This is a genomic window from Maribacter hydrothermalis, assembly GCF_001913155.1.
Classification (GTDB): domain Bacteria; phylum Bacteroidota; class Bacteroidia; order Flavobacteriales; family Flavobacteriaceae; genus Maribacter; species Maribacter hydrothermalis.
Genome location: NZ_CP018760.1, coordinates 2,413,562 through 2,438,282, shown reverse-complemented (window position 1 = coordinate 2,438,282; position 24,721 = coordinate 2,413,562). Strand labels below are relative to the sequence as shown.

Annotated in this window: 19 protein-coding genes and 1 tRNA gene; 7 read left to right on the top strand and 13 right to left on the bottom strand. The window is 37.5% G+C overall.

The window, feature by feature from the left end; all coding sequences use genetic code 11:
- Positions 1 to 24: 24 nt before the first annotated feature.
- From BTR34_RS10415 to BTR34_RS19170, 8 genes are all read right to left on the bottom strand, one after another.
- Positions 25 to 2,082, bottom strand: coding sequence for an FN3 associated domain-containing protein (locus BTR34_RS10415; RefSeq protein WP_074472127.1), 2,058 nt, complete (start codon positions 2,080 to 2,082; stop codon positions 25 to 27).
- A gap of 1 nt (position 2,083) precedes the next feature.
- Entirely contained in the window at positions 2,084 to 2,890 is an 807-nt protein-coding gene (locus tag BTR34_RS10410) for a chitobiase/beta-hexosaminidase C-terminal domain-containing protein (protein WP_082960095.1), read from the bottom strand.
- On the bottom strand, positions 2,887 to 3,921 hold the full coding sequence (locus BTR34_RS10405; RefSeq protein WP_068481174.1) for an NHL repeat-containing protein: 1,035 nt from the start codon (positions 3,919 to 3,921) through the stop codon (positions 2,887 to 2,889). Before BTR34_RS10405 ends, BTR34_RS10410 begins: the two co-directional genes overlap by 4 nt.
- Positions 3,921 to 5,414: a DUF1501 domain-containing protein gene (locus BTR34_RS10400; RefSeq protein ID WP_068481171.1), complete on the bottom strand. Its 1,494-nt coding sequence runs from the start codon at positions 5,412 to 5,414 to the stop codon at positions 3,921 to 3,923. Before BTR34_RS10400 ends, BTR34_RS10405 begins: the two co-directional genes overlap by 1 nt.
- A 2-nt stretch (positions 5,415 to 5,416) precedes the next feature.
- Entirely contained in the window at positions 5,417 to 7,762 is a 2,346-nt protein-coding gene (locus tag BTR34_RS10395; protein ID WP_068481853.1) for a PSD1 and planctomycete cytochrome C domain-containing protein, read from the bottom strand.
- 196 nt (positions 7,763 to 7,958) lie between these two features.
- Entirely contained in the window at positions 7,959 to 8,486 is a 528-nt protein-coding gene (gene rimM, locus BTR34_RS10390) for a ribosome maturation factor RimM (RefSeq protein ID WP_068481168.1), read from the bottom strand.
- Between the two features lie 13 nt (positions 8,487 to 8,499).
- Positions 8,500 to 9,075, bottom strand: a complete 576-nt coding sequence (locus BTR34_RS10385) for a 30S ribosomal protein S16 (RefSeq protein WP_068481165.1) — start codon at positions 9,073 to 9,075, stop codon at positions 8,500 to 8,502.
- Positions 9,076 to 9,330: 255 nt separating this feature from the next.
- Positions 9,331 to 9,456, bottom strand: a complete 126-nt coding sequence (locus BTR34_RS19170) for a hypothetical protein (protein WP_262493625.1) — start codon at positions 9,454 to 9,456, stop codon at positions 9,331 to 9,333.
- A gap of 31 nt (positions 9,457 to 9,487) precedes the next feature.
- Between BTR34_RS19170 and dnaE the strand changes: the two genes are divergently transcribed.
- The 4 genes from dnaE (at position 9,488) to BTR34_RS10365 (ending at position 15,645) form a co-directional block, all read left to right on the top strand.
- Positions 9,488 to 13,924, top strand: coding sequence for a DNA polymerase III subunit alpha (dnaE, locus tag BTR34_RS10380; protein ID WP_068481161.1), 4,437 nt, complete (start codon positions 9,488 to 9,490; stop codon positions 13,922 to 13,924).
- Positions 13,925 to 14,123: 199 nt separating this feature from the next.
- On the top strand, positions 14,124 to 14,441 hold the full coding sequence (gene trxA / locus BTR34_RS10375; RefSeq protein ID WP_068481158.1) for a thioredoxin: 318 nt from the start codon (positions 14,124 to 14,126) through the stop codon (positions 14,439 to 14,441).
- A 128-nt stretch (positions 14,442 to 14,569) separates the two neighbouring features.
- Positions 14,570 to 15,499, top strand: coding sequence for a DUF58 domain-containing protein (locus tag BTR34_RS10370; protein ID WP_068481155.1), 930 nt, complete (start codon positions 14,570 to 14,572; stop codon positions 15,497 to 15,499).
- 72 nt (positions 15,500 to 15,571) lie between these two features.
- Positions 15,572 to 15,645: transfer RNA gene (locus tag BTR34_RS10365), tRNA-Asp, on the top strand.
- 303 nt (positions 15,646 to 15,948) lie between these two features.
- Here the strand turns inward: BTR34_RS10365 and BTR34_RS10360 are convergent.
- The 3 genes from BTR34_RS10360 to BTR34_RS18940 are packed head-to-tail and all read right to left on the bottom strand — an operon-like array spanning position 15,949 to position 19,955.
- Positions 15,949 to 16,815 carry a sugar phosphate isomerase/epimerase family protein gene (locus BTR34_RS10360; RefSeq protein ID WP_068481152.1) on the bottom strand — a complete coding sequence of 289 codons (867 nt, stop codon included), beginning with the start codon at positions 16,813 to 16,815 and terminating at the stop codon, positions 15,949 to 15,951.
- A 37-nt stretch (positions 16,816 to 16,852) separates the two neighbouring features.
- On the bottom strand, positions 16,853 to 18,346 hold the full coding sequence (locus BTR34_RS10355) for a Gfo/Idh/MocA family protein (protein WP_068481150.1): 1,494 nt from the start codon (positions 18,344 to 18,346) through the stop codon (positions 16,853 to 16,855).
- A 16-nt stretch (positions 18,347 to 18,362) separates the two neighbouring features.
- Positions 18,363 to 19,955, bottom strand: coding sequence for a family 16 glycoside hydrolase (locus BTR34_RS18940; protein WP_068481147.1), 1,593 nt, complete (start codon positions 19,953 to 19,955; stop codon positions 18,363 to 18,365).
- A 141-nt stretch (positions 19,956 to 20,096) separates the two neighbouring features.
- Here BTR34_RS18940 and BTR34_RS10345 point away from each other — a divergent pair, with 141 nt between their 5' ends.
- The 3 genes from BTR34_RS10345 to BTR34_RS10335 all read left to right on the top strand — a co-directional run bounded on the left by BTR34_RS10345 (position 20,097) and on the right by BTR34_RS10335 (position 22,509).
- On the top strand, positions 20,097 to 21,032 hold the full coding sequence (locus BTR34_RS10345) for a polysaccharide deacetylase family protein (RefSeq protein ID WP_068481144.1): 936 nt from the start codon (positions 20,097 to 20,099) through the stop codon (positions 21,030 to 21,032).
- Between the two features lie 203 nt (positions 21,033 to 21,235).
- The gene (locus BTR34_RS10340) at positions 21,236 to 21,565 is read left to right on the top strand and encodes a hypothetical protein (protein ID WP_068481141.1); all 330 of its coding nucleotides are present in this window, start codon (positions 21,236 to 21,238) and stop codon (positions 21,563 to 21,565) included.
- A 233-nt stretch (positions 21,566 to 21,798) separates the two neighbouring features.
- A complete protein-coding gene (locus BTR34_RS10335) occupies positions 21,799 to 22,509 on the top strand; it encodes a galactosamine-6-phosphate isomerase (protein WP_068481138.1) in 711 nt (236 codons plus the stop codon).
- A gap of 21 nt (positions 22,510 to 22,530) precedes the next feature.
- Here BTR34_RS10335 and BTR34_RS10330 read toward each other — a convergent pair whose 3' ends face one another.
- Both BTR34_RS10330 and BTR34_RS10325 read right to left on the bottom strand, forming a co-directional pair.
- Positions 22,531 to 23,400 carry a DUF808 domain-containing protein gene (locus BTR34_RS10330; RefSeq protein WP_068481135.1) on the bottom strand — a complete coding sequence of 290 codons (870 nt, stop codon included), beginning with the start codon at positions 23,398 to 23,400 and terminating at the stop codon, positions 22,531 to 22,533.
- 256 nt (positions 23,401 to 23,656) lie between these two features.
- Positions 23,657 to 24,670, bottom strand: a complete 1,014-nt coding sequence (locus BTR34_RS10325) for a nucleoside hydrolase (protein WP_068481132.1) — start codon at positions 24,668 to 24,670, stop codon at positions 23,657 to 23,659.
- Positions 24,671 to 24,721: the final 51 nt, after the last annotated feature.

The following is a 24,721-nucleotide window of genomic DNA, read 5'->3' as shown; positions in this document are numbered from 1 at the left end:
TAGAAGAACTAAACAATAGTCGTCTTAGTTTAGAACCACTTCATCAATAAAAATCCAACTTTTACCGCCAGGATTTGTATGCCAAGCAGGGTTTTTTAACGGACTCTGTATTTGTAGTTTTACATATTTGGCATCGGTAGGTGCAACGTCTAAATCGAAAAAAGTAAGTTTAACTTCTGCATTAGGGTCTTCCTCTCCCATTTCTTTTCTGCCTATTTCTTTATAATTAATTCCGTCTTTAGAAGCAGAAACTATAAATGCTTTCGGATAAAATATCCAGCTAGCTGGTGCAGACAAAGCACCTATAGACACTTTTGATACGGTATTTTGCTCTTTTAATTCAACAATAGCATTTAAATGTTTACCCTCAAAACCTAACCAGTTACCATCTACAAAATTTATTGTACCTCTCTTATTGTCCATTAATGTTTTTCCTTTTTGACCAGCATACTTTTCATTTGGTGTAGTCAGAAGATTTACATGATTATAAGTAATGTTATTTTTTATAAACGTACGTTCTGCAATTAAGCTAGGCTCCCACTCTTTCTTTATTGCAATTGCTTTTACATTTGCTGTCGTTGTTAAAATAATTCCAGAATCATATTTCAAAGAACTTTCAGTTGGCAAAGTACCATCTAACGTGTAATAAATTGCGGTATCATCAAAAAGACTTTCAATTTCAATATTTAGCTGGTCACTAAAAAAACTAGCATCGCTAATAATTGTGGGAGGATCTAAAACAGTTGCTTCGAACACGTCTGCCCCTACTTGCTGAATGGTAATTTCCGGATTGTTTTGCTGAAGCTGCGCCAAACCATCGGCAGTAACCTCTGTATTCCATAAGTAAATATTTTGAAGTTTTTTATTATCCTTCAACTTAGTCAACAATTTATCCGTAACGGCAGTACCATAAAGGTTCAATGATTCTAGCAACTGAAAATTATCCAAGTTACCCACAATAGCATCAGTCACTTTAGTCTGTTGAAGTTTCAACTTCAGCAAATTTTTAAATGGCTTCAGCTGCCCCATAAGCTCATCATTAAAATTGCTGAACCCAAAATCCATTTCAACAATATTAAGGGCGTATTCTTCTAAAACTTCTATTTTATCTTCTGTAATGGAATCCATACTTGCCATATTCACCATTAACAAGTGATTTTTTCCAGAAAGTGTTTGTACTGATATACCAGCATTCCTAACTTCTTGCAACCATTCTTTAGGAATTTCTACAGCCTCTTTTGCCAACACAGCTAGGGCAGAAGTATCTTGCTCTAATGAAGTTAATATAGCCGCTATTTTTTCTTCTTTGGACAGCTCGTTTACCTTACACTCAAAACAATTATTATTATCTATCCACCATTGTAACAAAGCCTTTTCATTAGAAGTGAGTTGAACCTTGCCTTTTGGTGGCATATGGTCCTCATTTTCTATAGGTAAATGCACACGTTCAATAAATAAAGATTTTTCTTGACCAGCGATCGGTTCCAATAATCCACCAGTATCTCCGCCTTTTAACAAGTCATTAACCGTACTCATTACCAATCCTCCTTTTGCTTTATTTACATTATGGCAGCTTATACATTTATCATCTAAAATAGGTTGAATAATTTGGGCATATACTTGAGCCTCCTGTACATTAGTGATTACCATTTTTTCTTTTTTTTCCTTAAAAAGATAATCTTCTCCATGGGTCATGTTACCCCCAAAATGTCCGGTAATACTTATTAATGCCAGCACTAACATAAACATTGGAATATAGGTTTTGCTCACCCAGACAATCTTGCTTCGCTTCACCAAATAGAGTAGTACAGTGGTAACGGTAAACGCAACCGCCATCCATCGATGTAGAAAAAGGGAATCTTCATTATAACCGCTTTCCTCACCTAATAACCAGCCTGTTCCTAATGATAAAAGTGCCGTAATACCTGCTACCAAAAGCGTAAATTCTACTACTTCACTGAAAGAGTCTTTTGATTTTAGCCTACCATATACCTCTAAAATAAAGGCAAGCATGATGATCCCTATGGGCAGGTGAACAAAAAGCGGGTGAAGGTGTCCTATCTGTATTCCTAATTGAATCATGCTATTGTATAATTATTTCATCTATAAAAACCCAAGGCGTAGTTCCTTTTCCTTGATGCCATTGGGGTATTTCACTAAGCGGATAAATAACCACTTTCAATGTATCGTATACGCCTTTGTTAATTGGCACACTTAAAAAAGTGGCACTGTTCAAAGATTCTTTTTCACTCTTAGGAAACGTTATTTCGCCGATTAATTCATCATCATGATACACCTCAACTTTTACTGGTGCGAATATCCAATTCGATTGATTGGTCAATGTACTCACTACAATTTTGTTGATAATAATATTTTTTTCAAGCTGAAGCGATGCTATTATTTTTTCCGTTTGAAAACCCATCCATTGCTTATCACCACCAAATTGGGCACTACCCTTTTTTAAATCATATAACCCTTTAGCTCCTATACCCGAATACTTTTCACTCGGAGCAGGTAGAACCTCTATTTGCTTAATAGCGCTTTTCTGTGCAATTTTAACCACTTCTAATTCAACTTCATCGCTTTCTATATAATCTGGGTGAAACATTTTAGTCTTAATCACGGCACTTTCGGTAATTTTCAAAGGTTTAGAAAACACCTTTGAATTCTGGTCAACAGAGCTACCATCCAACGTATATTTTATCGTTGAATTTGGCATATCCAGTCCAAAATTCAGTGTAACATCCGATTCGAAAAATATGGAGGAAACTTTAATTTGTGGGTCAGATAATTGAAATATCCCAGTCGGTGCATATACTGTATTTTGAGAAAAACCTGCTTGACACAACATGAGTATTGCGAATAAGGAATAAAATTTACGTTTGATCATATTCTATTTAATTTAATAGGATATGTTTTCCCCGAATTCCATTGCGCTACGTATAAATTATCGTCATCATCAACACAGACATCATGCGGATGCGTAAATATTTTAATAGATTGATACATGGGCTCCAAACCATTTTTTCCATATATGGGCGTACATCCGCCGGGTGCAGAAATCAGTTTGTTCTCTTTATCCAGTATCGAAATAAAACCAGTACCATCAGATCCGTCACCAGACCATATCGTTGCTAAGTATACATTATCACCTTTAATAACAGGTCTGCAAATGAATGCACCAGGTAAATCTATACTTGCTAAAAATTCCCCATCCATAGTAAAACGCTTCAACTTATTTTGCTGTCTAGCGGTAATCAAAAGCTCCGGTGTTTTTCCTCCTCTAGTATCTATACAAATTCCGTGGGCATTATTAAAAAGGTTATCCGCATCACCTTTACCGCCAAAAGTTTGTAGCAACTCACCTTTGGCATTGTAGCGCATAATATACTGCGCACCATAACCATCGGCAATATAAAGATCTCCATTCGCTGCGATAGCTGTTTCGGTAGGTATATATTGTTTTTTCGACGTGTAATTACCTGATTCCTTCGGATATGAAAACACCTGAACCACCTTACCGTCTATTGTGGTCTTAATCACCTCATGACGATTGTTATCGGCTATATACAGAAAGTCTTCACCATTTTCAACGTTGAGGGTTAGTCCGTGTGCTCCAGGGTAATCTGTACCCCAGGTTTCTAATAATTTACCAGAACGATCATAAACAATAACGTTATTTTTGGTGTGGTTCGTTAATAGTAAAATTCTACCTTTAGAATCTTGCACCATTTCGTGGCAATCATTAACCGGATAATAAGTAGGGTTCAATGCACCCCAGTTTAAATCTATCTTATACCGATGACTACCGTGACCAATAATGGCATCTTTATATTCCAATATATTGGCACCTAAAGAAGAATACGTTAATATTCCAGCAGAAGCGGCAACAGTATTTATAATAAATTTTCTTCGCTCCATTAAGATAAAATATCGTTGATTACTTTGCCTTCAACATCGGTTAGTCTAAAACGTCTACCTTGATATTTATAGGTGAATTTTTCATGGTCAATACCCAATTGATGTAGCATTGTTGCTTGAAAATCATGCACGTGTACTGGGTCTTTAACTACGTTATAGCCAAATTCATCTGTTTCCCCGTAAACGATTCCTGGTTTTATGCCCCCACCGGCCATCCACATCGTAAAACATCTAGGGTGGTGATCTCTGCCATAAGTTGTATCGGTTAGTAAGCCTTGTGAGTAATTTGTTCTACCAAATTCTCCTCCCCAAATTACCAAGGTATCCTCTAACATACCCCGTTGCTTTAAATCGGCAACCAATGCTGCAGAAGCTTGATCTACATCTTTTGCCTGTTTTTGTATAGCACCTGGCAGATTATCATGTTGATCCCAACCCATATGGTACAATTGAATAAAACGAACATCTTTCTCCGCTAGCCTTCTCGCTAACAAACAGTTTGCGGCAAAAGTACCCGGTATCTTCGCATCTGAGCCATACATTTTATAGATATAATCTGGTTCGCCATCAGTATTCATAACATCGGGCACCGACGTTTGCATTCTGTATGCCATTTCGTACTGGGCAATTCTACTTTGTATTTCTGGGTCGCCAGATTCCTGATAATGTTGGTCATTAAGTTCAGCCAATTTATCCAGCATAGACCTTTTTACATCTGCCGTAGTTCCTTTTGGATCATTTAAATATAAAACGGGATCTTTTGCCGCTCTAAACTGTACCCCTTGGTGTAGCGAATGTAAAAATCCGTTACCCCAAAGCCTGGTATATAAAGGTTGACCATTTGGCCTACCTGAGCCCCTGGAAAGTAACACTGTAAATGCAGGTAAATTTTCATTTTCACTACCCAAACCATAACTTAACCACGAGCCAATACTTGGTCTGCCCGGTTGCTGTGATCCTGTTTGAAAAAACGTAACCGCAGGGTCATGATTAATTGCCTCTGTATACATTGATTTTACGATACATATATCGTCCACCATTTTGGCGGTATATGGCAAGAGGTCACTTATGTATGTGCCATTTTTACCATGTCTTTGAAATCCGAAATTAGAGCCTACCAATGGGAATTTATCCTGTCCGGAAGTCATCCCTGTTAAACGTTGCCCATTACGAATAGATTCTGGTAAATCTTCCCCTCTACGCTGATTTAAAAGAGGTTTATAATCGAACAGTTCTAATTGCGAAGGTCCACCGCTTTGAAAAAGGTAAATAACCCTTTTTATTTTCGATGGATGATGTAAGGAATCTAATACTCCCTTTACTCCGGCCGGGCCACTATCTGCAGTATATAACCCATTTTCTCCTTTTCTAAAGAGATTAGTACCAATTAATGAAGCTAATCCTATTCCGCCAACACCCATTGCCGCTTTTCCTAAAAAAGAACGTCTGTTTAAGATTAGAGACCGCTCCTCAACTATTTTCTTTTCGCTCATAACTAGCCTCTATTAATTGTTTCGTCTAAATTTAAAATGGTGTGTGCCGTTAATGTCATCGCCACCAGTTTCTCTTTGTTTAAGTCAGCTGGCACTTCACTTCTGCCGATACTTAAATACTCACTTATCGAAATTTCCCCACTCTCTACTTTACCCAACATTTCAGTATAATATTCAACTAGCGACTGCACTTCTACCTCATTTGGTAATCTTGAAGTTGCTTTATAAAATAATGTTCTAATCTGTTCATTTTCAGAATTAGGATGCGTAACCATTTCTCCCAAGGCTGCTACTCTTGCTGATTCGACCATTTGTGGGTCGTTAAGTAGTACAAGCGCCTGTAACGGCGTATTAGTTTCTTGCCGTTTTACCGAGCAATAATCCCTAGAGCTACTATCAAAAGTCATCATACTTGGGGGTGGTACAGTACGCTTCCAAAAAGTATATAAGCTCTTTCTATATACATCATCACCTTCACTTAAAGTATACGATGCCGTACTACCACCACCACCACCGGTAGTTTCTTCCCAAATACCATCTGGTTGGTAAGGCTTAACACTGGGTCCGCCAACCTCTTTATTCAATAGACCACTAAAAGCCAAAGCTTGGTCACGAATAGCCTCAGAAGATAAACGAAGTCTAGATGCCCTGGCTAAATATTTATTTTCAGGATCTTTTTCTAATTGCGCTGTCGTAGCCTTGGTGTCTTGTTGATAGGTTGCCGACATAGCAATATATTTAAGCATTTTTCTATTGTCCCATCCTTCTGTGCGATATTTTATAGCTAAAAAATCAAGTAATTCAGGATGCGTAGGCAATGAACCTTGATTACCAAAATCAAAAGATGAAGCAACAATACCACTACCGAACATACGTTGCCATAGTCTGTTTACGGCAACTCTTGCTGTTAACGGATGCTCATCTTCGAACAACCATTCTGCCAACCCTAATCTATTCTTCGGATAATCATCGAAAGGTAAAATAGATTCTGGAGTATCAGGATACACCTCTTCACCATATTGATCATAAATACCTCTTTCTAGTATATACGTAGGTCTAGGTTTATCCATTTCTTTCATAACCATTACAGGTACCTCTTTCAAAGAGCTCTTTTGCAGGTTTATAAACCCCAAAACATCATTTACTTCTTTAGGTGTAACGGTAATATATGGTGTGGGTAAATCAGCTGCATTAGCCAAAAGTCCTTGCTCGGGAATGTTATTGAAAAAACTATAAAATTGAAAATGTTCTTTTTGGCTAATAGGATCATACTTATGATCATGACAACGAGCACATTCCAAGGTAAGACCTAAGAATGCCGTACCCAAAGTAGTGTTTCTATCCTCTACATATTCAACCCGGTATTCTTCAGGAATCACTCCGCCTTCGGCGGTTATTTTGTGATTCCTGTTAAAACCGGTAGCTAATATTTGTTCTAGATTTGCATTAGGCAACAAATCACCTGCTAATTGATAGGTTACAAATTTATCATATGGCATATTTTCCTTAAATGCGTGAATAACCCAATCTCTCCAAGGCCACATGGTCCGTTCAAAATCATCTTGATACCCATGAGTGTCGGCATAACGGGCAATATCCATCCATTCAGCAGCCATATTCTCGGCATAATCAACGGACACCAGTAAAGAATCTATAATTTCTCCATAATTTTCTATTGATGGATTAGTAACAAATTTCTCTATCTGATTTAAAGTTGGTGGCAATCCTGTAAGATCAAACGTAATTCTTCTCAACAGCTTTTCACTGCTAGCCCTTGAACTAGGTCTCAATCCTTTTTCTGTCATCTTACTTAAAACAAAAGCATCAATTTCATTATTTCCCCATTCCTTATCATTTTCAGGTACTTTTTGTGGTGCTGGAGGAATAAAAGCCCAATGCGTTTTATATTCAGCGCCTTGTTCTATCCATTTTTCCAAAATCTTCTTTTCAAAATCTTCCAATACCAAATTGGATTCTGGCGGAGGCATTATTAGATTCGAATCATCTGAATTAATTCGTTCTACTAATCCACTTTTAGAAACATCGCCTGGCACTATAGCAAAGTGATCTTTTAGTTCACCTAAAGCCCTATAAGCTTCTTCGGGAGAATGAAGGGAAAAATTCCCTTCAACGGCATTTTTATCAGGACCGTGACAAATAAAACAGCGGTCAGATAAAATTGGCTTAACATGAAAAGTGAAATCTATTTTTTCAGGAATCTGGTTACCCATAGCTTCATCATTCAAAGCAATGGTCTTATCATTTTTGGAATTACAACTTACTAAAATTGTACAACAAAAAATTGAAGTAATAAATTGAAGTAATGGATTCTTAAGTTTGCTTGTCATGGTAGGCATTTTACAATACAAACATGAACTTACAAACTTTACCATCTATTATTAGTTAAATTTCGACCAATAACGATGCATTTAAGCCTAATAATACTATAAAGACACAAAATTTAAATAAAAAAATGTCTAATTCACAATAAGCTATGCCAAAAAATATAATAAAACTATTTTAAGGAAAAATCAATTAGAATTTTTAGGACAAGTAAAGGTCTACCAAACCTTCTGGCGTATTTACAAAAATGCATTTGTTTTCGCGATCCACTTTTGTAATGATATCATCATTTACAGGAATCAATAATTGCTTGTCTTCTTTTTCTACTTCGAACAAGGCTTGTGCGGTAGTATCGTTAATACTTTGTATAATACCAATATCTCCATGAACCGAATCAACCATGGTAAACCCTACTACTTCATGATAATAAAATTTATTATCGGTGAGCTTAGGCAACATATTTAGCGGCAAATACAATCCAGATTTCATTATTCTGTCGGCATCGGATTCTGACTTTACCTCTTCAAAATCAATACGAAGTAAGTTCGATTTATGAAGTCGGCATCTTTTAATAAAAAATGGAACCAGATTGTTTCCTAAAGAAACGAATACTGATTCCATGTTTTCGTATATCTCGGGGTCATCGGTATCTAGTTTTACTAGCACCTCACCTTTGAAACTATATTTTGAAACGATAGTACCTAGGTAGAAACAATCTTCCTTTCGCATCGTTTCTTAAAAATTATGCTTTGTCTTCTTCAGCAGCAGGTGCTTCTGGAGTTTCAACAGCTTGTTCTGGCTCACCGGCAGCTTCAACAGCTTCTACTTCCTCTTCAGCACTTTCACCTTCTGGAGTTTCTGGTAAAGCAGCAGCGGCAGCTTCAGCAGCACGCTTCGCGTTTACCTCTTTTTCTGCTTTTAATGCAGCAGCCTTAGCATCAGCTTTAACTTTATCTAAACCACCAACTTTATCAGCAATAGCTTGTTCTTTTTCAGAAATCCAAGTATTGAATTTTTCTTCAGCTTGCTCTTCAGTTAATGCTCCTTTACGAACACCACCTAATAAATGATGCTTTAAAAGAACACCTCTATAAGAAAGAATAGCTTTAGCAGTATCTGTAGGTTGTGCACCGTTTTGCAACCACTTTACTGAACTATCAACATCAAGTTCAATAGTTGCAGGGTTTGTATTAGGATTGTAGATACCTAATTTTTCTAAGAATTTACCGTCTCTTTTAGCTCTTGCATCTGCAGCAACTACCCAATAGAATGGTTTTCCTTTTTTACCGTGTCTTTGTAATCTAATTTTTACTGGCATATCACATTAATTTGTAGGGTGCCCGACCCTTGATTATTAATTCTAGTTTTTTAACTCGTTCGCCATCAAAAAGCAAAGCTAACCTGAAAGCGGGTGCAAATATAATTCAAATTGCTGAATTGGCAACAATGAATTCATGTTATTTGAATAAGCGTTTTCAAAAACTCCAAAATACAAGATTCAAAATTACACCTAACCTACTTTAATGCCAATTAACACTTGCTCTCTGCTCATAATTTACAAATTTGAATAATGTTAATCTTCAGCAAGCATTTTACCAAATAAATACTTAAACATTAAACGTTGATAACTCCTAGCAACTCTCCTTTTACCAACACCTCCTTTTTTTGTAATTTTATAGACACTTTTTAGGTCAATCATCTGACCCCGTTGAACACACTGAAAACTCGCTATGTACCTCATCTTTGATACCGAAACTACCGGTCTTCCAAAAAACTGGAATGCCCCTATTACCGACACCGACAACTGGCCTCGTTGTATACAAATAGCATGGCAGTTGCATGATGAAATGGGAAAATGCATTGAACATGAAGACTATTTGGTACGCCCAGACGGATTTAATATTCCATATGATGCAGAGCAAATTCACGGTATTTCTACAGAGTTAGCGGAACAAAAAGGTATTTCTCTTTCTGATGTTTTAGATAAATTCAAGATCGCCATGTCCAAAACAAAGTTTATTGTTGGCCAAAATGTGGGGTTCGATTTAAATATTATGGGCGCGGAATTTCACCGTTTGGGTGTTGAAAATACATTGCAAGAATTACCTGTTTTAGACACCTGTACGGAGCACACGGCACAACTTTGTCAAATTCCTGGTGGTAGAGGTGGTAAGTTTAAGCTTCCTACCTTAACCGAATTACATGAATATTTGTTTGGCGAACCTTTTGGTGAAGCCCATAATGCGACTGCCGATGTTGAAGCAACTACACGTTGTTTTCTTGAGCTTATACGCAAGCAGCAATATACCATTGAGCAGTTAGATGTAAAAGCTGATTATTTTAAGAATTTCTCTGAGGCGAATCCAAAAGAGATTGAGCTTATTGGGCTTAAACACATCAACCTTAAAAAAGCATCTAAGAAAATAGCCGATGCACTTTGGGCAAAAGATACGGGCGGAGCATCAAAAGAAGAAATTAAGGAGAACCTTGCCACGTTAGAATCTGCAAGTTTTGCACATTTACATAATCACACTCAATTTTCTATTTTACAGTCTACCATAAGTGTTCCCGATCTAGTAGCTGCTGCAGCAAAGGCAAAAATGCCTGCCGTTGCCATGACCGATCATGCAAATATGATGGGTGCTTTTCATTTCGTAAACGGAGTGCTGAACCATAACAAAGGGGTAGTAGCTAGAAATGAAGAAAACCAAAAACGTTACGAAGCTACCCAAAACGGAACCTTAAAGGAAGGCGAAGAGCCGTTAAACGAATTACCAGAACCTGAACAGGAAATTACTCCTATAATAGGCTGTGAATTTCAAGTTTGTGAAGACCACACCAACAAATCACAAAAGGATAATGGGTACCAAATTGTAATGCTCGCCAAAAGTAAAAAGGGATATTTGAATTTAGCAAAAATGTCTTCCATTGCTTTTGTTGATGGGAAATACTATGTACCTCGGATAGACAAAAAAATTATTGAGAAGTACAAAGAAGATGTTATGGTGCTTACTGGAAACTTATACGGTGAGGTACCTAGTAAAGTATTAAATGTTGGTGAAAACCAGGCAGAAGAAGCTCTTATTTGGTGGAAAGAGACCTTCGGTGACGATCTTTATATTGAAATCATGCGTCACGGGCAAGAGGATGAAGAACGTGTAAACCAAGTATTAATTCAGTTTGCTAAAAAGCACAATATAAAACTAGTCGCAACCAATAACACCTATTACGCAGAGAAAAAGAATGCACATGCACATGATATTCTTTTATGTGTAAAAGACGGAGAAAAACAAGCTACACCAATAGGGCGTGGTCGTGGGTATCGATACGGACTGCCAAATCAAGAATACTATTTTAAGTCATCTGATGAAATGAAAGAGCTTTTTAAGGATATTCCTGAAGCCATCATCAACATTCAAGAAATAGTAGATAAAGTGGAAACCTTTACATTGGCACGTGATGTACTATTACCCGCTTTTGATATTCCAGAAGAATTTCAATTTGAAGAAGATAAATTGGACGGTGGTAAGCGCGGTGAGAATAAATTTCTACGTCACATTACCTATGAAGGTGCCAAAAAAAGATATGGTAAAATTACACCGGCAATTGATGAGCGCTTAGATTTTGAGCTGCAAGTAATAGAGAAAACCGGATATCCTGGTTATTTCTTAATCGTGGAAGATTTTATTAGAGCAGCCCGTAACATGGATGTATCCGTAGGTCCTGGTCGTGGGTCCGCTGCAGGATCTGCCGTTGCGTATTGTTTATGGATTACGAATTTAGACCCTATTAAGTACGACCTACTTTTTGAGCGTTTCTTAAATCCGGATCGTGTAAGTATGCCCGATATTGATATTGATTTTGATGATGAGGGGCGTAGCCGTGTTATGGACTATGTAATTGAAAAATACGGTTCTAACCAGGTGGCACAGATTATCACTTACGGTACAATGGCCGCCAAATCATCCATTCGTGATACAGCAAGAGCGCTAGATTTACCATTAGGAGATGCAGACCGTATGGCAAAATTGATTCCCAACATGTCTAAGCTAAAAAAGATTATTGGGGTCGATGAAAAAGTTTTAAAAGACAAGTTCAATAGCGAAGAATTAGAGAAAATAAATGAGCTTTTAAATATTTCTGAAGGTGACGGACTAGAATCTGAGACCTTAAACCAAGCGTATATTTTAGAAGGCTCTGTTCGTAATACCGGTATTCATGCCTGTGGGGTAATTATTACTCCAGATGACATTACAAAGTTCGTTCCCGTAGCGCTAGCGAAAGATTCGGAAATGTACTGTACGCAGTTCGATAACTCGGTCGTAGAAGATGCCGGATTGTTGAAGATGGATTTCCTGGGGTTAAAAACACTGACCTTAATTAAGGACACGGTTAAAATTGTAAAAGCAAAACATGGCATTCAACTAGACCCAGAAAATTTCCCGCTGGATGATGAAAAAACATACGAACTCTTCCAAAGAGGGGAAACCGTTGGTGTATTTCAATACGAATCTCCTGGAATGCAGAAACATATGCGTTCGTTAAAACCTACCGTTTTTGCAGATTTAATTGCCATGAACGCTTTGTACCGCCCTGGTCCTATGGAGTATATACCAAGTTTCATAGCCCGTAAACACGGTACCGAGGAAATTATATATGACCTTGATGCCTGTGAGGAATACCTAGCAGAAACCTATGGTATTACAGTATACCAAGAGCAAGTGATGCTCCTTTCACAAAAGCTGGCAGACTTTACCAAAGGTGAAGCCGATGTATTGCGTAAGGCCATGGGAAAAAAACAAAAGTATGTACTAGATAAAATGAAGCCAAAGTTCATTGAGCAAGCTTCGTCAAAAGGACATGCTGTAGATAAGTTAGAAAAAATTTGGAAAGATTGGGAGGCATTTGCAGCCTACGCCTTTAACAAATCGCATTCTACTTGCTACGCTTGGATTGCCTACCAAACCGCTTATTGCAAAGCCCACTACCCAGCAGAATATATGGCAGCGGTTTTAAGTAATAACATGAACGACATTAAACAGGTTACGTTCTTCATGGAGGAATGTAAGCGTATGGGCTTAGATGTGTTAGGGCCAGATGTCAACGAATCGTACTACAAATTTGCCGTAAACGATGCTGGAGCGGTACGTTTTGGAATGGGTGCTGTAAAAGGTGTTGGTCGCGGAGCAGTGGAAACTATTGTAGAAAACAGAAAAGAAGAAGGTGCCTTTAAATCCGTTTTCGATTTATCTAAACGTATAGATCTTCGTGCTGCCAATAAAAAAGCATTTGAGAATTTAGCAGTAGCAGGTGGATTCGATTCTTTTGGCACAACGCATAGGGCACAATATTTTCATGATGAGGGAGACGGAATTACCTTTTTGGAAAAAGTAATTAAGTACGGAGCAAAATTTCAAGAAAACGAAAACTCGGCACAGGTAAGTTTATTTGGCGATGCCAGTGAAGTGCAAATTCCTGAACCCATTGTACCACCTTGCGAAGAATGGGGAACAATGGAAAAACTACGTAGAGAAAAAGAAGTCGTTGGTATTTACATATCTGGTCATCCGTTAGATGATTTTAAAACAGAAATAAAAGCCTTTTGCAATGCAAATATTGCATGTGTAAGCGATCTACCCACTTATGTAAACAGGGAGCTTACCTTTGCTGGGGTTATTACAGATGTACAGCATAGAGTTTCTAAAAACGGAAAAGGATGGGCGGCCTTTACCATGGAAGACTACACCGACTCGTTCGAGTTTAGAATTTTTGGTGAAGAATATCTAAAATTTAGACACTTTTTAATGATCAATTCTTTTGCCTACGTAAAGCTTTTTGTTCGTGATGGTTGGATTAATAAAGACACTGGCAAAAAAGGAGATCCGAGAATGCAATTTAATAGCTTTATGCTACTTCAAGAAGTCATGGAAACCTATGCACGTAAATTGACTATAAAATTAGATATTGCCGAACTAAAGGAAGAAAATGTACGTAGATTAAAAGATACATTTATCAACCATAAAGGCGACCATACTATTCAATTTATTGTATATGAAATGCAGGAAAAAATAAAGGTGAATTTAAATAGCAGACGACAAAAAGTGCAAATCTCAAGTGAATTATTACAACTTTTAGAGAAACAAGACGTTCATTTTAAGCTGAATTAAATTTGGTTTAAAAATTGAAATAGGGATATCACTCAATAGTAATGAAAATTATAACTTTTATTTAGCAGTACAAAGTGAGAAAAGAGCTATATAAATTGATAAATTAGCCTGATACCTTAATAGTTAAAATGAATTGTTAGCACGTAAGGAATCAGTAGAATAATTGACTAAATTTGCATAATCAATAAAAGTAAATAAGATGGCATTAGAAATAACAGATGCTACTTTTGACGAGGTAGTTTTAAAAAGCGATAAACCAGTAGTGGTAGATTTTTGGGCAGCATGGTGTGGTCCTTGTAGAATGGTAGGTCCTATCATTGACGAAGTTAGTACGGAATATGAAGGTAAAGCTGTTGTAGGAAAAGTTGATGTAGATGCGAACCAAGAATTCGCTGCTAAATATGGGGTACGTAATATACCTACCGTATTGGTATTTAAAGGTGGTGAAATTGTAAGTAGACAAGTAGGAGTATCTCCTAAAAAAGTTTACACCGACGCAATTGATGCGGCTTTGTAGAAGCTCCCTAACCCAAAAAAGGTTATATAAAAATTAAAAAATCCTGCTAAAAGCAGGATTTTTTAATTTGGGACAATTTTAATTCACCTTATCCTAAAAGTTAAACGGTCTTTAGTATCTTTAGAATTGTGAATTTACAATCAGAATTAAACAAATCATCCTTATTTTCAAATCTAGAACTCCTTGCAAACCAAGTAGTAGAAGGTTTCATTAGTGGAATACACCGAAGTCCCTTTCATGGATTTTCGGCAGAATTTGCTGAGCATAAAATTTACAACATTGGAGAAAGCACCAAGCATATAGATTGGAAGCTTTTTGCAAAAACTGATAAACTCTACACAAAGCGTTACGAGGAAGAAACCAATTTAAGGTGTCATATGATACTAGATAATTCTGCCTCTATGTACTATCCCAAGGTAGACAATTTAAGCATCCATTCATTAAACAAAATAGGTTTTAGTGTCTTGGCAATTGCTGCATTAATGAACCTACTTAAAAGACAACGTGATGCCGTTGGGCTAAGTATTTATTCTGACGCCTATAATTATTATGCGTCCGAAAAAGGAAGTGAACGCCATTTTCAAATGCTATTGGCACAATTAAGCGAAGTTGGCATGGCAAAAAATCCGCCAAAAGAAACCAAAACGTATTCCTATTTACATCAAATTGCAGAAAAAATTAAACGCCGAAGTCTCATTTTTTTGTTCACAGATATGTTTCAGACCGAAAAAAATGATGATGAATTGTTTGAAGCATTACGTCATTTAAAATATAACAAGCATGATGTGGTACTATTTCACCCCATGGACAAACAGCGCGAATTATTCTTCAATTTTGAAAATACACCTAAAAGATTTATCGATTTAGAAACAGGTGAACATTTAGATGTATATGCAGACAATATAAAAGAAGCTTACAATGAACGAATTACCGCATATTTATCTGACATAAAAATGAAATGTGCTCAGTATAAAATCAAATATGTGGACATAGATATTCAGCAAGATTTTTCCACAGTACTCAATACTTTTCTTGTAGAACGTAATAAATTTCTCTAGACTGAAAAAAAAGTAAAAAAAATGTTTGTGCAATTCAATAAACAACATATATTTGCACTCGCTAAACGCCACGGTCTGGTAGTTCAGTTGGTTAGAATACCTGCCTGTCACGCAGGGGGTCGCGGGTTCGAGTCCCGTCCAGACCGCAAGTAAAACCAAGCCCTCACATCAGTGAGGGCTTTTTTATTTTAGAAGCAATTTAACACATACACAATTTTTGTGATTGACCCTAAATAGTTCAATAGGTTCAGGGACGGATTTATAAACTTTACTGAGTTTTTAAGTATAAGGTTTTCGACGTTAGTTTTATGTTTTTCTTAGCGCGGTATTTCAATTTCCAAAATAGTTTATTTTGAGAAGCAACCAAAAGCAATGGTTTTTTGCGTCCCTAAAATATAAAATTTCTAATATCATATCTACTACAGTGGTTTACACCTAAGTCCATTGCGCTAAAGATTTTCTAGAAACGTAATACTATCCTCAAAATGATTTGGAGGATTAGTATCCATCTCCACATAGACTACTTCAACACCTCCTTTTTTGGCGGAGGCAAAGAAATCCTTCCAATCTGATATGCCTTGACCTATGGCAATTTCCTTTGTTTTATCGGTTTTGGAATAATCCTGTAGGTGTGCGGAAATGAAGCGACCAGGATATTTGTTAAAAATTTCCGAACCTTTTACACCCATTTTGATCACTTCCGTTTGATATTGCATTTTTACTAGTTCAGGGTCAAGCTCTTCCATTAGAATATCATACACTAATTTATCATGAAACTTATGTTCGAACTCAATGGCATGATTGTGGAATCCGGTAATCATACCAGCATCTTTTACTTTTTCTCCGATTGCGTTTAAATCAGCGCAATTTTTCTTGAGTTCGTCTAGGGTGGCTGCATTTAGTCCAAAGGCCAAAACCATGTGTTCTAATCCTAATTGTTGCGCGAAATCGATACGATCATCAAGATTTTCCTTTAACTCGCTGAACTGAAAATGCGAACTATTACATTTCATTCCAGTATCGTCAATCATTTGTTTTAATTCTACCCCTGAATATTTAGTCAATGGCTCAAAAGACCCCATATAGCCTTTGGGTGAACACATTTCAACATATTCATAACCTAATTTGGCCATTTTATTCAAGGTTCCTGTAAAGTCCTTGCCGATTTCTTCTCTTAGCACATAGGTCTGAAAACCAATGGGTATATTTACAAGTTTGCTGTTGGTTATGGCAAACAAGTTGTTGGGCACTGCCGTCATAATCCCCAAAGAGGCCATTCCCGCTGTTCCTTTTGATATAAACTGTCTTCTTTTCATTTTATTCTATTTTAATAATTTGGAATATAGCTAAAACCTAGGATGGCATATCAGGCAAACTCCAGCCATTTTGGTAGGTATGCTTGATGTATTCTGTAGCTGACTCAAGAGCATTGAGGTCAACGGTTTCCACATTCCATGTAGGTTTGCTATCTACCATTTCAAAGCCAAAGGTTTTTACCACTTTCATGGTTTCGTTATCAGCGATGTTGGTAAATTTCATTTGCTCACCGTCCCAATTCAATATTTTATTCAATCCTTTTAAACGAATGGCCAGTACTCCTAACAATACCATTTCATTGAATGGTCCCGAATATCCGAAATGAGCAGACCCTTTGATTCTATTTTCCGGTGATTCTTTACAAGCCCTAATCCAATCTTGTTCGTGTGGCCCATCGCTATAGTCAACGGAATTGGGTACTCTTCTTAAAGTTTCCGGAACATTGGGAACCCTACCAGAAAGCAATCTCGGATTGAAACCTCCGCCGCCGCAGATCAAAGTATCTTTGCTTCCCACAAAAATACAGCCTCCGAGACCATCGTTCATAAAAGGCATACCGTCTTCAATAATACCCGGCCTGTCAGGTAAGAAACCACCGTCGTACCAATGCATGTCTACTGCTGGTAAATTCAATTTCTCCATATTTTCTCTAGCGGGGAATTGAAATAAAACTTTTTCAGCCTGCGGAGCACTTTCGGTATTTGCTGATGTAGAACTTCCAGAAATCGCATTTGGGTATTTCAAATGCAAAGCGCGATAAATGGGGTCCATAATATGGCAGGCCATATCACCGAAAGCACCGGTACCGAAATCCCAAAATCCGCGCCAATTCCAAGGGGTATACAGTTCATGATAGGGTCGCATCGGGGCAGGTCCAATGAACAAGTCCCAATCAAAATTTTTGGGTATTTCCATTTTTTCTTTTGGCCTTTCTAGGCCTTGCGGCCATATTGGTCGATCTGTCCAAGCATGGGTCTCTTTCACTTCGCCGATCTCCCCGTTCCAAATCCATTCGCATAGCTGTCGAACTCCGTCGCCTGAATTTCCTTGATTACCCATCTGCGTGGCTACAGGGTATTGCTCCGACAATTTGGTCAACAATCGAGATTCGTATATACTGTGCGTTAAAGGTTTTTGACAGAACACATGCTTGTTCAATGTCATTGCCGTGGCCGCAATAGCTGCATGCGTATGGTCGGCCGTAGCTACCATTACAGCATCAAAATCTTTACCCATTTCATCGAACATCTTACGCCAATCATAATATTTCTTTGCATCGGGGAAAGTATCAAAGCACTCTTTGCTAAAATTCCAGTCGATATCGCACAGACCGATGATATTTTCGGTGTTCATTGCCGTGAGGTTCTGAAGCCCCTTACCACCTACACCGATGCCTACGATATTTAACTTATCGCTTGGCGCCTTGTGGCCCAGACCGCTGACGGTAAAGCTGGGTACGATGGTAATACCTGCACTTGCGGTAACAGAATTCTTTATAAATTTTCTACGTGAGTTCTGGTCGGTTTTCATAAATGTGCTTTTTCTATTATTTTAACTCCTTAATTTTTATATTCCTATAGAAGACATTGTCCCCAAAATGTTGAAAAACAATATGACCTTTGTCGTATTTTCCGTAATCGGGAAAATCGGCCCATTTTCCGCTATTCTTTAATTTATTCCATTCATCTGAATATTTTTCATATTCCACGACCACTTGGCCGTTTAAAATTTGCGTCACTTTGTTTCCATCGACTACTAAAACCGCATGGTTCCATTCCCCGGCGGGGTTGTGGGCTTTTACCAGTGGTGGATACATGGCATAGTTGGCCCCACAGAACTGCCAGTCCTCCAAAGGGCCTCTTTCCCATCCTTCGTGGTCAATGACCTGATACTCGCTGCCCGTTTCGTATGCAAACTCATAATCATCGGTTTCTGCAACTTGAAAAAGTATGCCACTATTGGCCCCCTTGCTGACTTTAAATTCCAGGCTAAGCGCAAAATTTTCGTATTCCTTGTCCGATGAGAGCCCAATAGGTGTTCCTTTGTCGGTCAACATTTCCAATGCGCCATTGGTAATTCCCCAGGAATCCAGAGCCGAATCGGTATTAAAGCCATGCCATCCTTCGGTAGAATTTCCGTCGAACAGTAATTGCCAATTATAGTTCTTTTCCAAATCCGATAATTCATTGATCAATGTAGTATCCAACTCGGTCAATAATTGCTGTGGCTTGTCAATATATTCATAGGTTACAAACGCAAACTGTTTTCCGTCGGGCGACCATGAGGGTACGTTCAAACTTCCTTGTCCGCCCGTAAACGTATAAAGTGTTCTTATTTCCTTAGAATTTATATTGAACAGACGCAAGGCCACCTGTTTCATAGCGGGGTGGGCACTACCTTGATCTTGTAAATAGGATATAAACACGAAATATTTTCCATCAGGAGAAATATGTGGAAACCAATTGGAATAGGAATCATCTGTTAACTGTTCCCCTTCACTGCCATCGGCATTCATTCGCCATATTTCCATTTTGCCAGAATCCATAGCATTGTAATATATATGTTCGCCATCGACAGAATATTCCGGGCCATCGGAAAGGCCTTTACTATTGGTCAGTTGTATTTCTTCTCCACCCGCTATCGGAATTGTGTAAATATCAAATTGGTCGTTTCTAAATGCAGTGTATGTAACCATTTTTCCGTCGGGAGACCACCCATGTAGAAAAGAAGGTACATTTTTGGTTACCCGAACAGGTTCACCTCCTTCAATTGGCATCGTAAAAATACAGGAAGTCAGCCAGCCTTCGTTTCCACCTTCCAAGTTATTGCTTAATGCAAGCGTTTTACCATCCGGTGAAATCACATGGTCGTTATTACATCGTGTGGCGGAACCAGTATCTATTTTATCCTTTTTTCCATCCATTGAAATCCTGAATAGGCCGCCATTTTGGTTGATGATAAAGTAATCGCCATCAATAGCCCAATTTGGTGCCTCAAAGTGGGCATTTTCCTGCAAAATCGTTTGTCGTTTACCAGTCTCGATCTCATAGGTTTGTAAAGTAGAACGCACTTCAGCTTTCTGGGCATTTGAATTTAGAGTTAACAAGAACAATAGGGCCACCGAAATATATCTTATCATAATTTTTATTTTAGGAAAAAGATACAAAAAAAGGAAGTTGCTAAAATTAAAAACGAAATTATCTTGGTTTTGCAATTAAACATTAGCCTTATATTTTGTGTATATTTAGACTATCGCTTAAACCTTATTAATTTTTAGCTTATGAGGGCATTCCGGGTTGTAACATGTATACTTTTAGCATTCTATTTTGGTGCAAACGCCCAAAATAAAACCGTGGCCGAACGTTTAGGTTATTCGGCCGATACCAAGTTGTTGATATTACACGCGGACGATCTTGGTGTTGCGCATTCCGAGAATGCTGCGAGTATAACCGCTTTGGAAAAAGGTCCGTTGAATTCAGCCAGTATTATGGTGCCCTGCTCATGGTTTCCTGAAATTGCATCTTATGCCCGCAATAATAAAGCTATGGATTTTGGCCTGCACATGACCTTGACCAGTGAATGGAAAAATTATAAATGGGGACCGGTTTCTTCGAAAGATTCCGTTCCAACTTTACTTAACAAAAACGGTTATTTTTATGCGTTAGTGGATAGCCTTCAAAATTATGCAGATCCAAAGGAAGTGGAAGTAGAACTTAGAAACCAAGTAAAAAAGGCCTATAGGTTCGGTATCGACGTAACCCATTTAGATGCGCACATGGGGGCTGCCGCAAGCACCCCTGGCTTTACGGCAGCTTATTTGAAAGTAGGCAAAGAGTTCGGGCTTCCTGTTTTATTGGATGGCCGTGTATATACCATGAACCACGACAGTATTAATAGTCTTTTAGATGAAAAAACTGTGGTAGTTGATCGTATTCTTTCAATGGAACCCCACACTTACAAGCAAGGTGCCAAGCAAACATATACTGATATCCTCGAAAATTTAGAGCCAGGACTAACTTTTTTATTGTTGCATCCTGCTTTTGATAATCCTGAAATGAGAGCCATTACCATAGAGCATCCTGATTATGGATCGGAATGGAGGCAGGCCGACTATGATTTTCTAATGAGTGACGCATGTACTGAAATTATCAAAAAACAAAACATTAAAATGATAACTTGGAGGGAAATTAGGGACAAGATTACCCGGGAAAAATAGAATGTGTTATATAACATTGTAGCAATGAATAAAAAAATAGGCGTTGGTTTAATAGGTTCGCAATTTATATCTTCTATATAGGTTGAATCCCTGAAAACTATTGCCGATGCAGAAATTATTACCATGATGTCGCGCACAGAGAGCAATCCTAAAAATTTGCCACTAAACATGGTATTCCAAAATAGTTTACTGATTTAGATGAAATGCTGGCCTTGGAGGAAATCGATATGATGGTTATTGGAGCACTAAATGCAGTGCATTGCGAAATTACGGTCAAGTCAGCAAAGGCCTGGAAGCTATTTGAAAATGGTGTCACCGCCAGCGCCAAGGAAAGTTGGACAAAATTAGGAAGTATGGACGATAGGGCGGAAATTCATGGATCTGAAGGAGTGACCTATGCCGATGTGCTCCAAGGAAAATCCATTAAAACGTACAGCAAAAAAGGTGTTGGATATACTGTCGAAAAAGCTGGAAATACTGTTTGGTGGAGCTATACCATGTACGAAGAAATATGGAACTACGGTTTCCCTTAAGAGTTCGCCCATTTTGTAGACTGCTTAAAAATTAATAAAGAACCATTCGTAACCGGCGAAGATAACAGGGTAGTTTTAGAAGTTATATAGTCGACATATAAATCTGTCGGAACACATAAAAAGTATTTATGCAGTTCACATTAAATGTGGACAAGCCTGATAAACTTTGAAAAAAGGGAATGATTAATAGTTTTCAGTATAAAAATAGTACAAAACGGAATTTCAATTAACAAATGAAAATAAAATATTGTTCGGATTATGAGGAAATGAGCCAATTATGTAGTGATTCCATACTCACCGATCTAAAAAAAAATAATAAGCAATTGATTTGCGTGGCGACGGGCAATTCGCCAAATGGTGTTTATGAAAATTTGGCCAATGCCCATAAAAGTGAACCTAGCCTTTTTGAGAAACTAAAAGTTATCAAGCTAGATGAATGGGGAGGAATATCAGCATCCGATGAGAATTCCTGTGAAACTTTTATTCAGAAAAAAATTCTTGGACCACTTCAAATTTTAAGCGACCGCTACATTTCGTTTGAAAGTAAACCGGCATCCCCAGAAGAAGAATGTGTAAGAATACAGAATGAAATTAAGAGGCATGGTCCAATCGATACCTGTATTCTCGGTTTGGGTAAAAACGGGCATATTGGTTTTAACGAGCCTGGCAAAGCCTTGGCTCCATATTGCCATGTCGCCAAACTCTCTAAAGAATCGTTACGACATGAAATGACAGCAACAATGCAAAAAAAACCTTCTTATGGATTAACCTTGGGAATGGCTAATATTCTTCAATCTAAAAAAATAGTTCTGTTAATTACAGGAGCCAACAAAAATAGTGTTATCGAAAATCTACTGACTAAAACGATAAACCCAGACTTGCCCGCTTCTTTTTTATGGTTACATCAGAATGTAACATGTTATATCGATTCAAACGCAATTTAAATTGTATTCGTAAAGAACTAACTAGCTTTTAACAAATAATTTTTTAATTCCAATATAAAAAAGCAAAGCTATAAACCCAACAATAAGACCTACTCCAAATTCGACCAATAAACTAGGTACATTGGGTAGTAGATGATGAAAGAAATCAATATTATGTACAAAAATACCGCCAGAAACTAATAATAATGCTATTGTTCCAATCACTGATAGTGCTTTAATTACTTTTGGTAATGCGTTCACGAAAAAGTGACCAATTTTATCGGAAATACTGTTATCCTCCTCGTTATAATTAATCAATCTGGTTCCAAATTCATCCATTCTTACAATTAGGGCTACGATTCCATAAACACCTACCGTCGCCAATAAGGCTACTACCGAGACAACCATAATTTGAGTTAGTAAGGGCTCTTTAATAACAGCACCTAATGCAATAATGACAATTTCTATGCTTAGAATAAAATCGGTGACAATGGCGGATTTTATCTTGGTCTTTTCAATTTCCAAAATCTCCTCTTTCGTCATCTCCTTCATTTCAGTTGCTATGTGTGCATGCTCATGGGGTACAAAATATTCATAGATTTTTTCTGCACCCTCGTATGCAAGGTAAATGCCTCCAACAATTAACACGACCGTTACCGCCCATGGCAAAAAGGCGCTTAATAAAAATGCAATGGGTAAAATAATTATTTTATTTAGGAGAGAACCTTTGGTAATGGCCCATAAAACCGGTAATTCCCTATCAGAGACAAAACCAGAGGCTTTTTCTGCATTAACAGCTAAATCGTCTCCCAAAATACCTGCTGTTTTTTTGGTTGCTATTTTACTCATAGCCGCCACGTCATCCAACAGTGCCGCTACATCATCTAGAATTGCAAAAAATCCTGAAGCCATTATTATAAATTTTGTTCAAAAATAATTTAACAATGTCATATATGAGAATTCTAACCGTATAAATACTATCTCATTTCATCATTTAAATCTTAAAAAATGGAACTGCAACAATAATGCACCAATTACAAACGAATTTAATTTTGATATATGAACACTATTTTATAAATCTAAAGTCTTACGAAGTCATTGAAAAACGGGGCTGAAAGCATACCGCCATGTAGAATCTTCTCTCATATCATATATAACAATCAAGTTTCTATTTTGAAAACAACTCCAACTTTGCAAAGAAATCTTCAAACAACAATCTATTATCTAACTGATGGTAAACCCTAATATTTCTTCCGTCAAAATTGCTTTCATATACTCCCTCATCATTTATTCTTGGTGCTTGTTTTAGAAGGTAAGTACTAGACGATGGGTCTGGCTCAAAAGAAGATTGTATCGCCGTTAAAAGCACTAACGGATTATCCCCATAAATATATACTTCGCCCATAGGTATATTCCATTTGTCCAATTTCATATACGCCTCTTTCATAATGCTGAATAAATGATTCCCCAATTTACCTTTCCCTTTAACTTTGGTCAAAAGTTCAGCATCAGACATTATGGGTTGGCGGTATACATTTCTTGGAACTTGCCATAAATTAATATTAGAATCATTAAAAATTACTTGAGCAGCTTTAATATCAATTCCCAAATTATATTCAAGAGTAGTATACCCAGGTGGCGGAATTGCGATATCTATATATTCTGGACCGCCGATCCAAACTAAGGTAATCTTTTCTGCAATTTTAGGCTCAAGCAAATAGGCACTAGCAATATTGGTTAAACCACCTCCACAAACAACGTACAACGGCAAATTGGTATCGGTACGCATTGCTTCTTTAATAATAGCCTGTACCGCATCACTATCTATTGGTTTTGTAACACTGGTCATGCTTACACTTTTATCTGTATAAACGGTCAGTTCATTTTCAAGCTCTAAAATTTCAATAACTTTCATTGCCTGTTCTTTTGCATACTCCGAAGTTCCAGGTCCACCAAATCCATGTTCATATAAATGCGAAGCAATTACTCCACGGATTTCTACGGATGGTGACATTAAATGATGTGCTAATTGAAAGAGTCCATCGGGATCACCGCCTAAATCATTATCGATTATTACTCGCATTCTAGGTTTTACAATAGAGTTCAGTTCCTCTAGCCCAGGTTGCTGAGAAAAGCCAAATGTACAAACGACAAAAAAGAATATTAAAAATATTGATTTCATAAGAATTATGGTTTAAAAAAAATTAGGCTTCATTGTTAGTACATTTTCAAT

Bases quoted from the DNA above. Each gene is read 5' to 3' on its own strand.
- BTR34_RS10355 (WP_068481150.1), bottom strand. From the start codon at position 18,346: ATGAAAACCGACCAGAACTCACGTAGAAAATTTATAAAGAATTCTGTT.
- BTR34_RS10400 (WP_068481171.1), bottom strand. From the start codon at position 5,414: ATGAGCGAAAAGAAAATAGTTGAGGAGCGGTCTCTAATCTTAAACAGA.
- BTR34_RS10330 (WP_068481135.1), bottom strand. From the start codon at position 23,400: ATGGCTTCAGGATTTTTTGCAATTCTAGATGATGTAGCGGCACTGTTG.
- BTR34_RS10340 (WP_068481141.1), top strand. From the start codon at position 21,236: ATGCTGGCCTTGGAGGAAATCGATATGATGGTTATTGGAGCACTAAAT.
- BTR34_RS10395 (WP_068481853.1), bottom strand. From the start codon at position 7,762: ATGACAAGCAAACTTAAGAATCCATTACTTCAATTTATTACTTCAATT.
- rimM (WP_068481168.1), bottom strand. From the start codon at position 8,486: ATGCGAAAGGAAGATTGTTTCTACCTAGGTACTATCGTTTCAAAATAT.
- dnaE (WP_068481161.1), top strand. From the start codon at position 9,488: ATGTACCTCATCTTTGATACCGAAACTACCGGTCTTCCAAAAAACTGG.
- BTR34_RS10405 (WP_068481174.1), bottom strand. From the start codon at position 3,921: ATGGAGCGAAGAAAATTTATTATAAATACTGTTGCCGCTTCTGCTGGA.
- BTR34_RS10335 (WP_068481138.1), top strand. From the start codon at position 21,799: ATGAAAATAAAATATTGTTCGGATTATGAGGAAATGAGCCAATTATGT.
- trxA (WP_068481158.1), top strand. From the start codon at position 14,124: ATGGCATTAGAAATAACAGATGCTACTTTTGACGAGGTAGTTTTAAAA.
- BTR34_RS10385 (WP_068481165.1), bottom strand. From the start codon at position 9,075: ATGCCAGTAAAAATTAGATTACAAAGACACGGTAAAAAAGGAAAACCA.
- BTR34_RS10410 (WP_082960095.1), bottom strand. From the start codon at position 2,890: ATGATCAAACGTAAATTTTATTCCTTATTCGCAATACTCATGTTGTGT.
- BTR34_RS10325 (WP_068481132.1), bottom strand. From the start codon at position 24,670: ATGAAATCAATATTTTTAATATTCTTTTTTGTCGTTTGTACATTTGGC.
- BTR34_RS10415 (WP_074472127.1), bottom strand. From the start codon at position 2,082: ATGATTCAATTAGGAATACAGATAGGACACCTTCACCCGCTTTTTGTT.
- BTR34_RS19170 (WP_262493625.1), bottom strand. From the start codon at position 9,456: ATGATTGACCTAAAAAGTGTCTATAAAATTACAAAAAAAGGAGGTGTT.
- BTR34_RS10345 (WP_068481144.1), top strand. From the start codon at position 20,097: ATGAGGGCATTCCGGGTTGTAACATGTATACTTTTAGCATTCTATTTT.
- BTR34_RS18940 (WP_068481147.1), bottom strand. From the start codon at position 19,955: ATGATAAGATATATTTCGGTGGCCCTATTGTTCTTGTTAACTCTAAAT.
- BTR34_RS10360 (WP_068481152.1), bottom strand. From the start codon at position 16,815: ATGAAAAGAAGACAGTTTATATCAAAAGGAACAGCGGGAATGGCCTCT.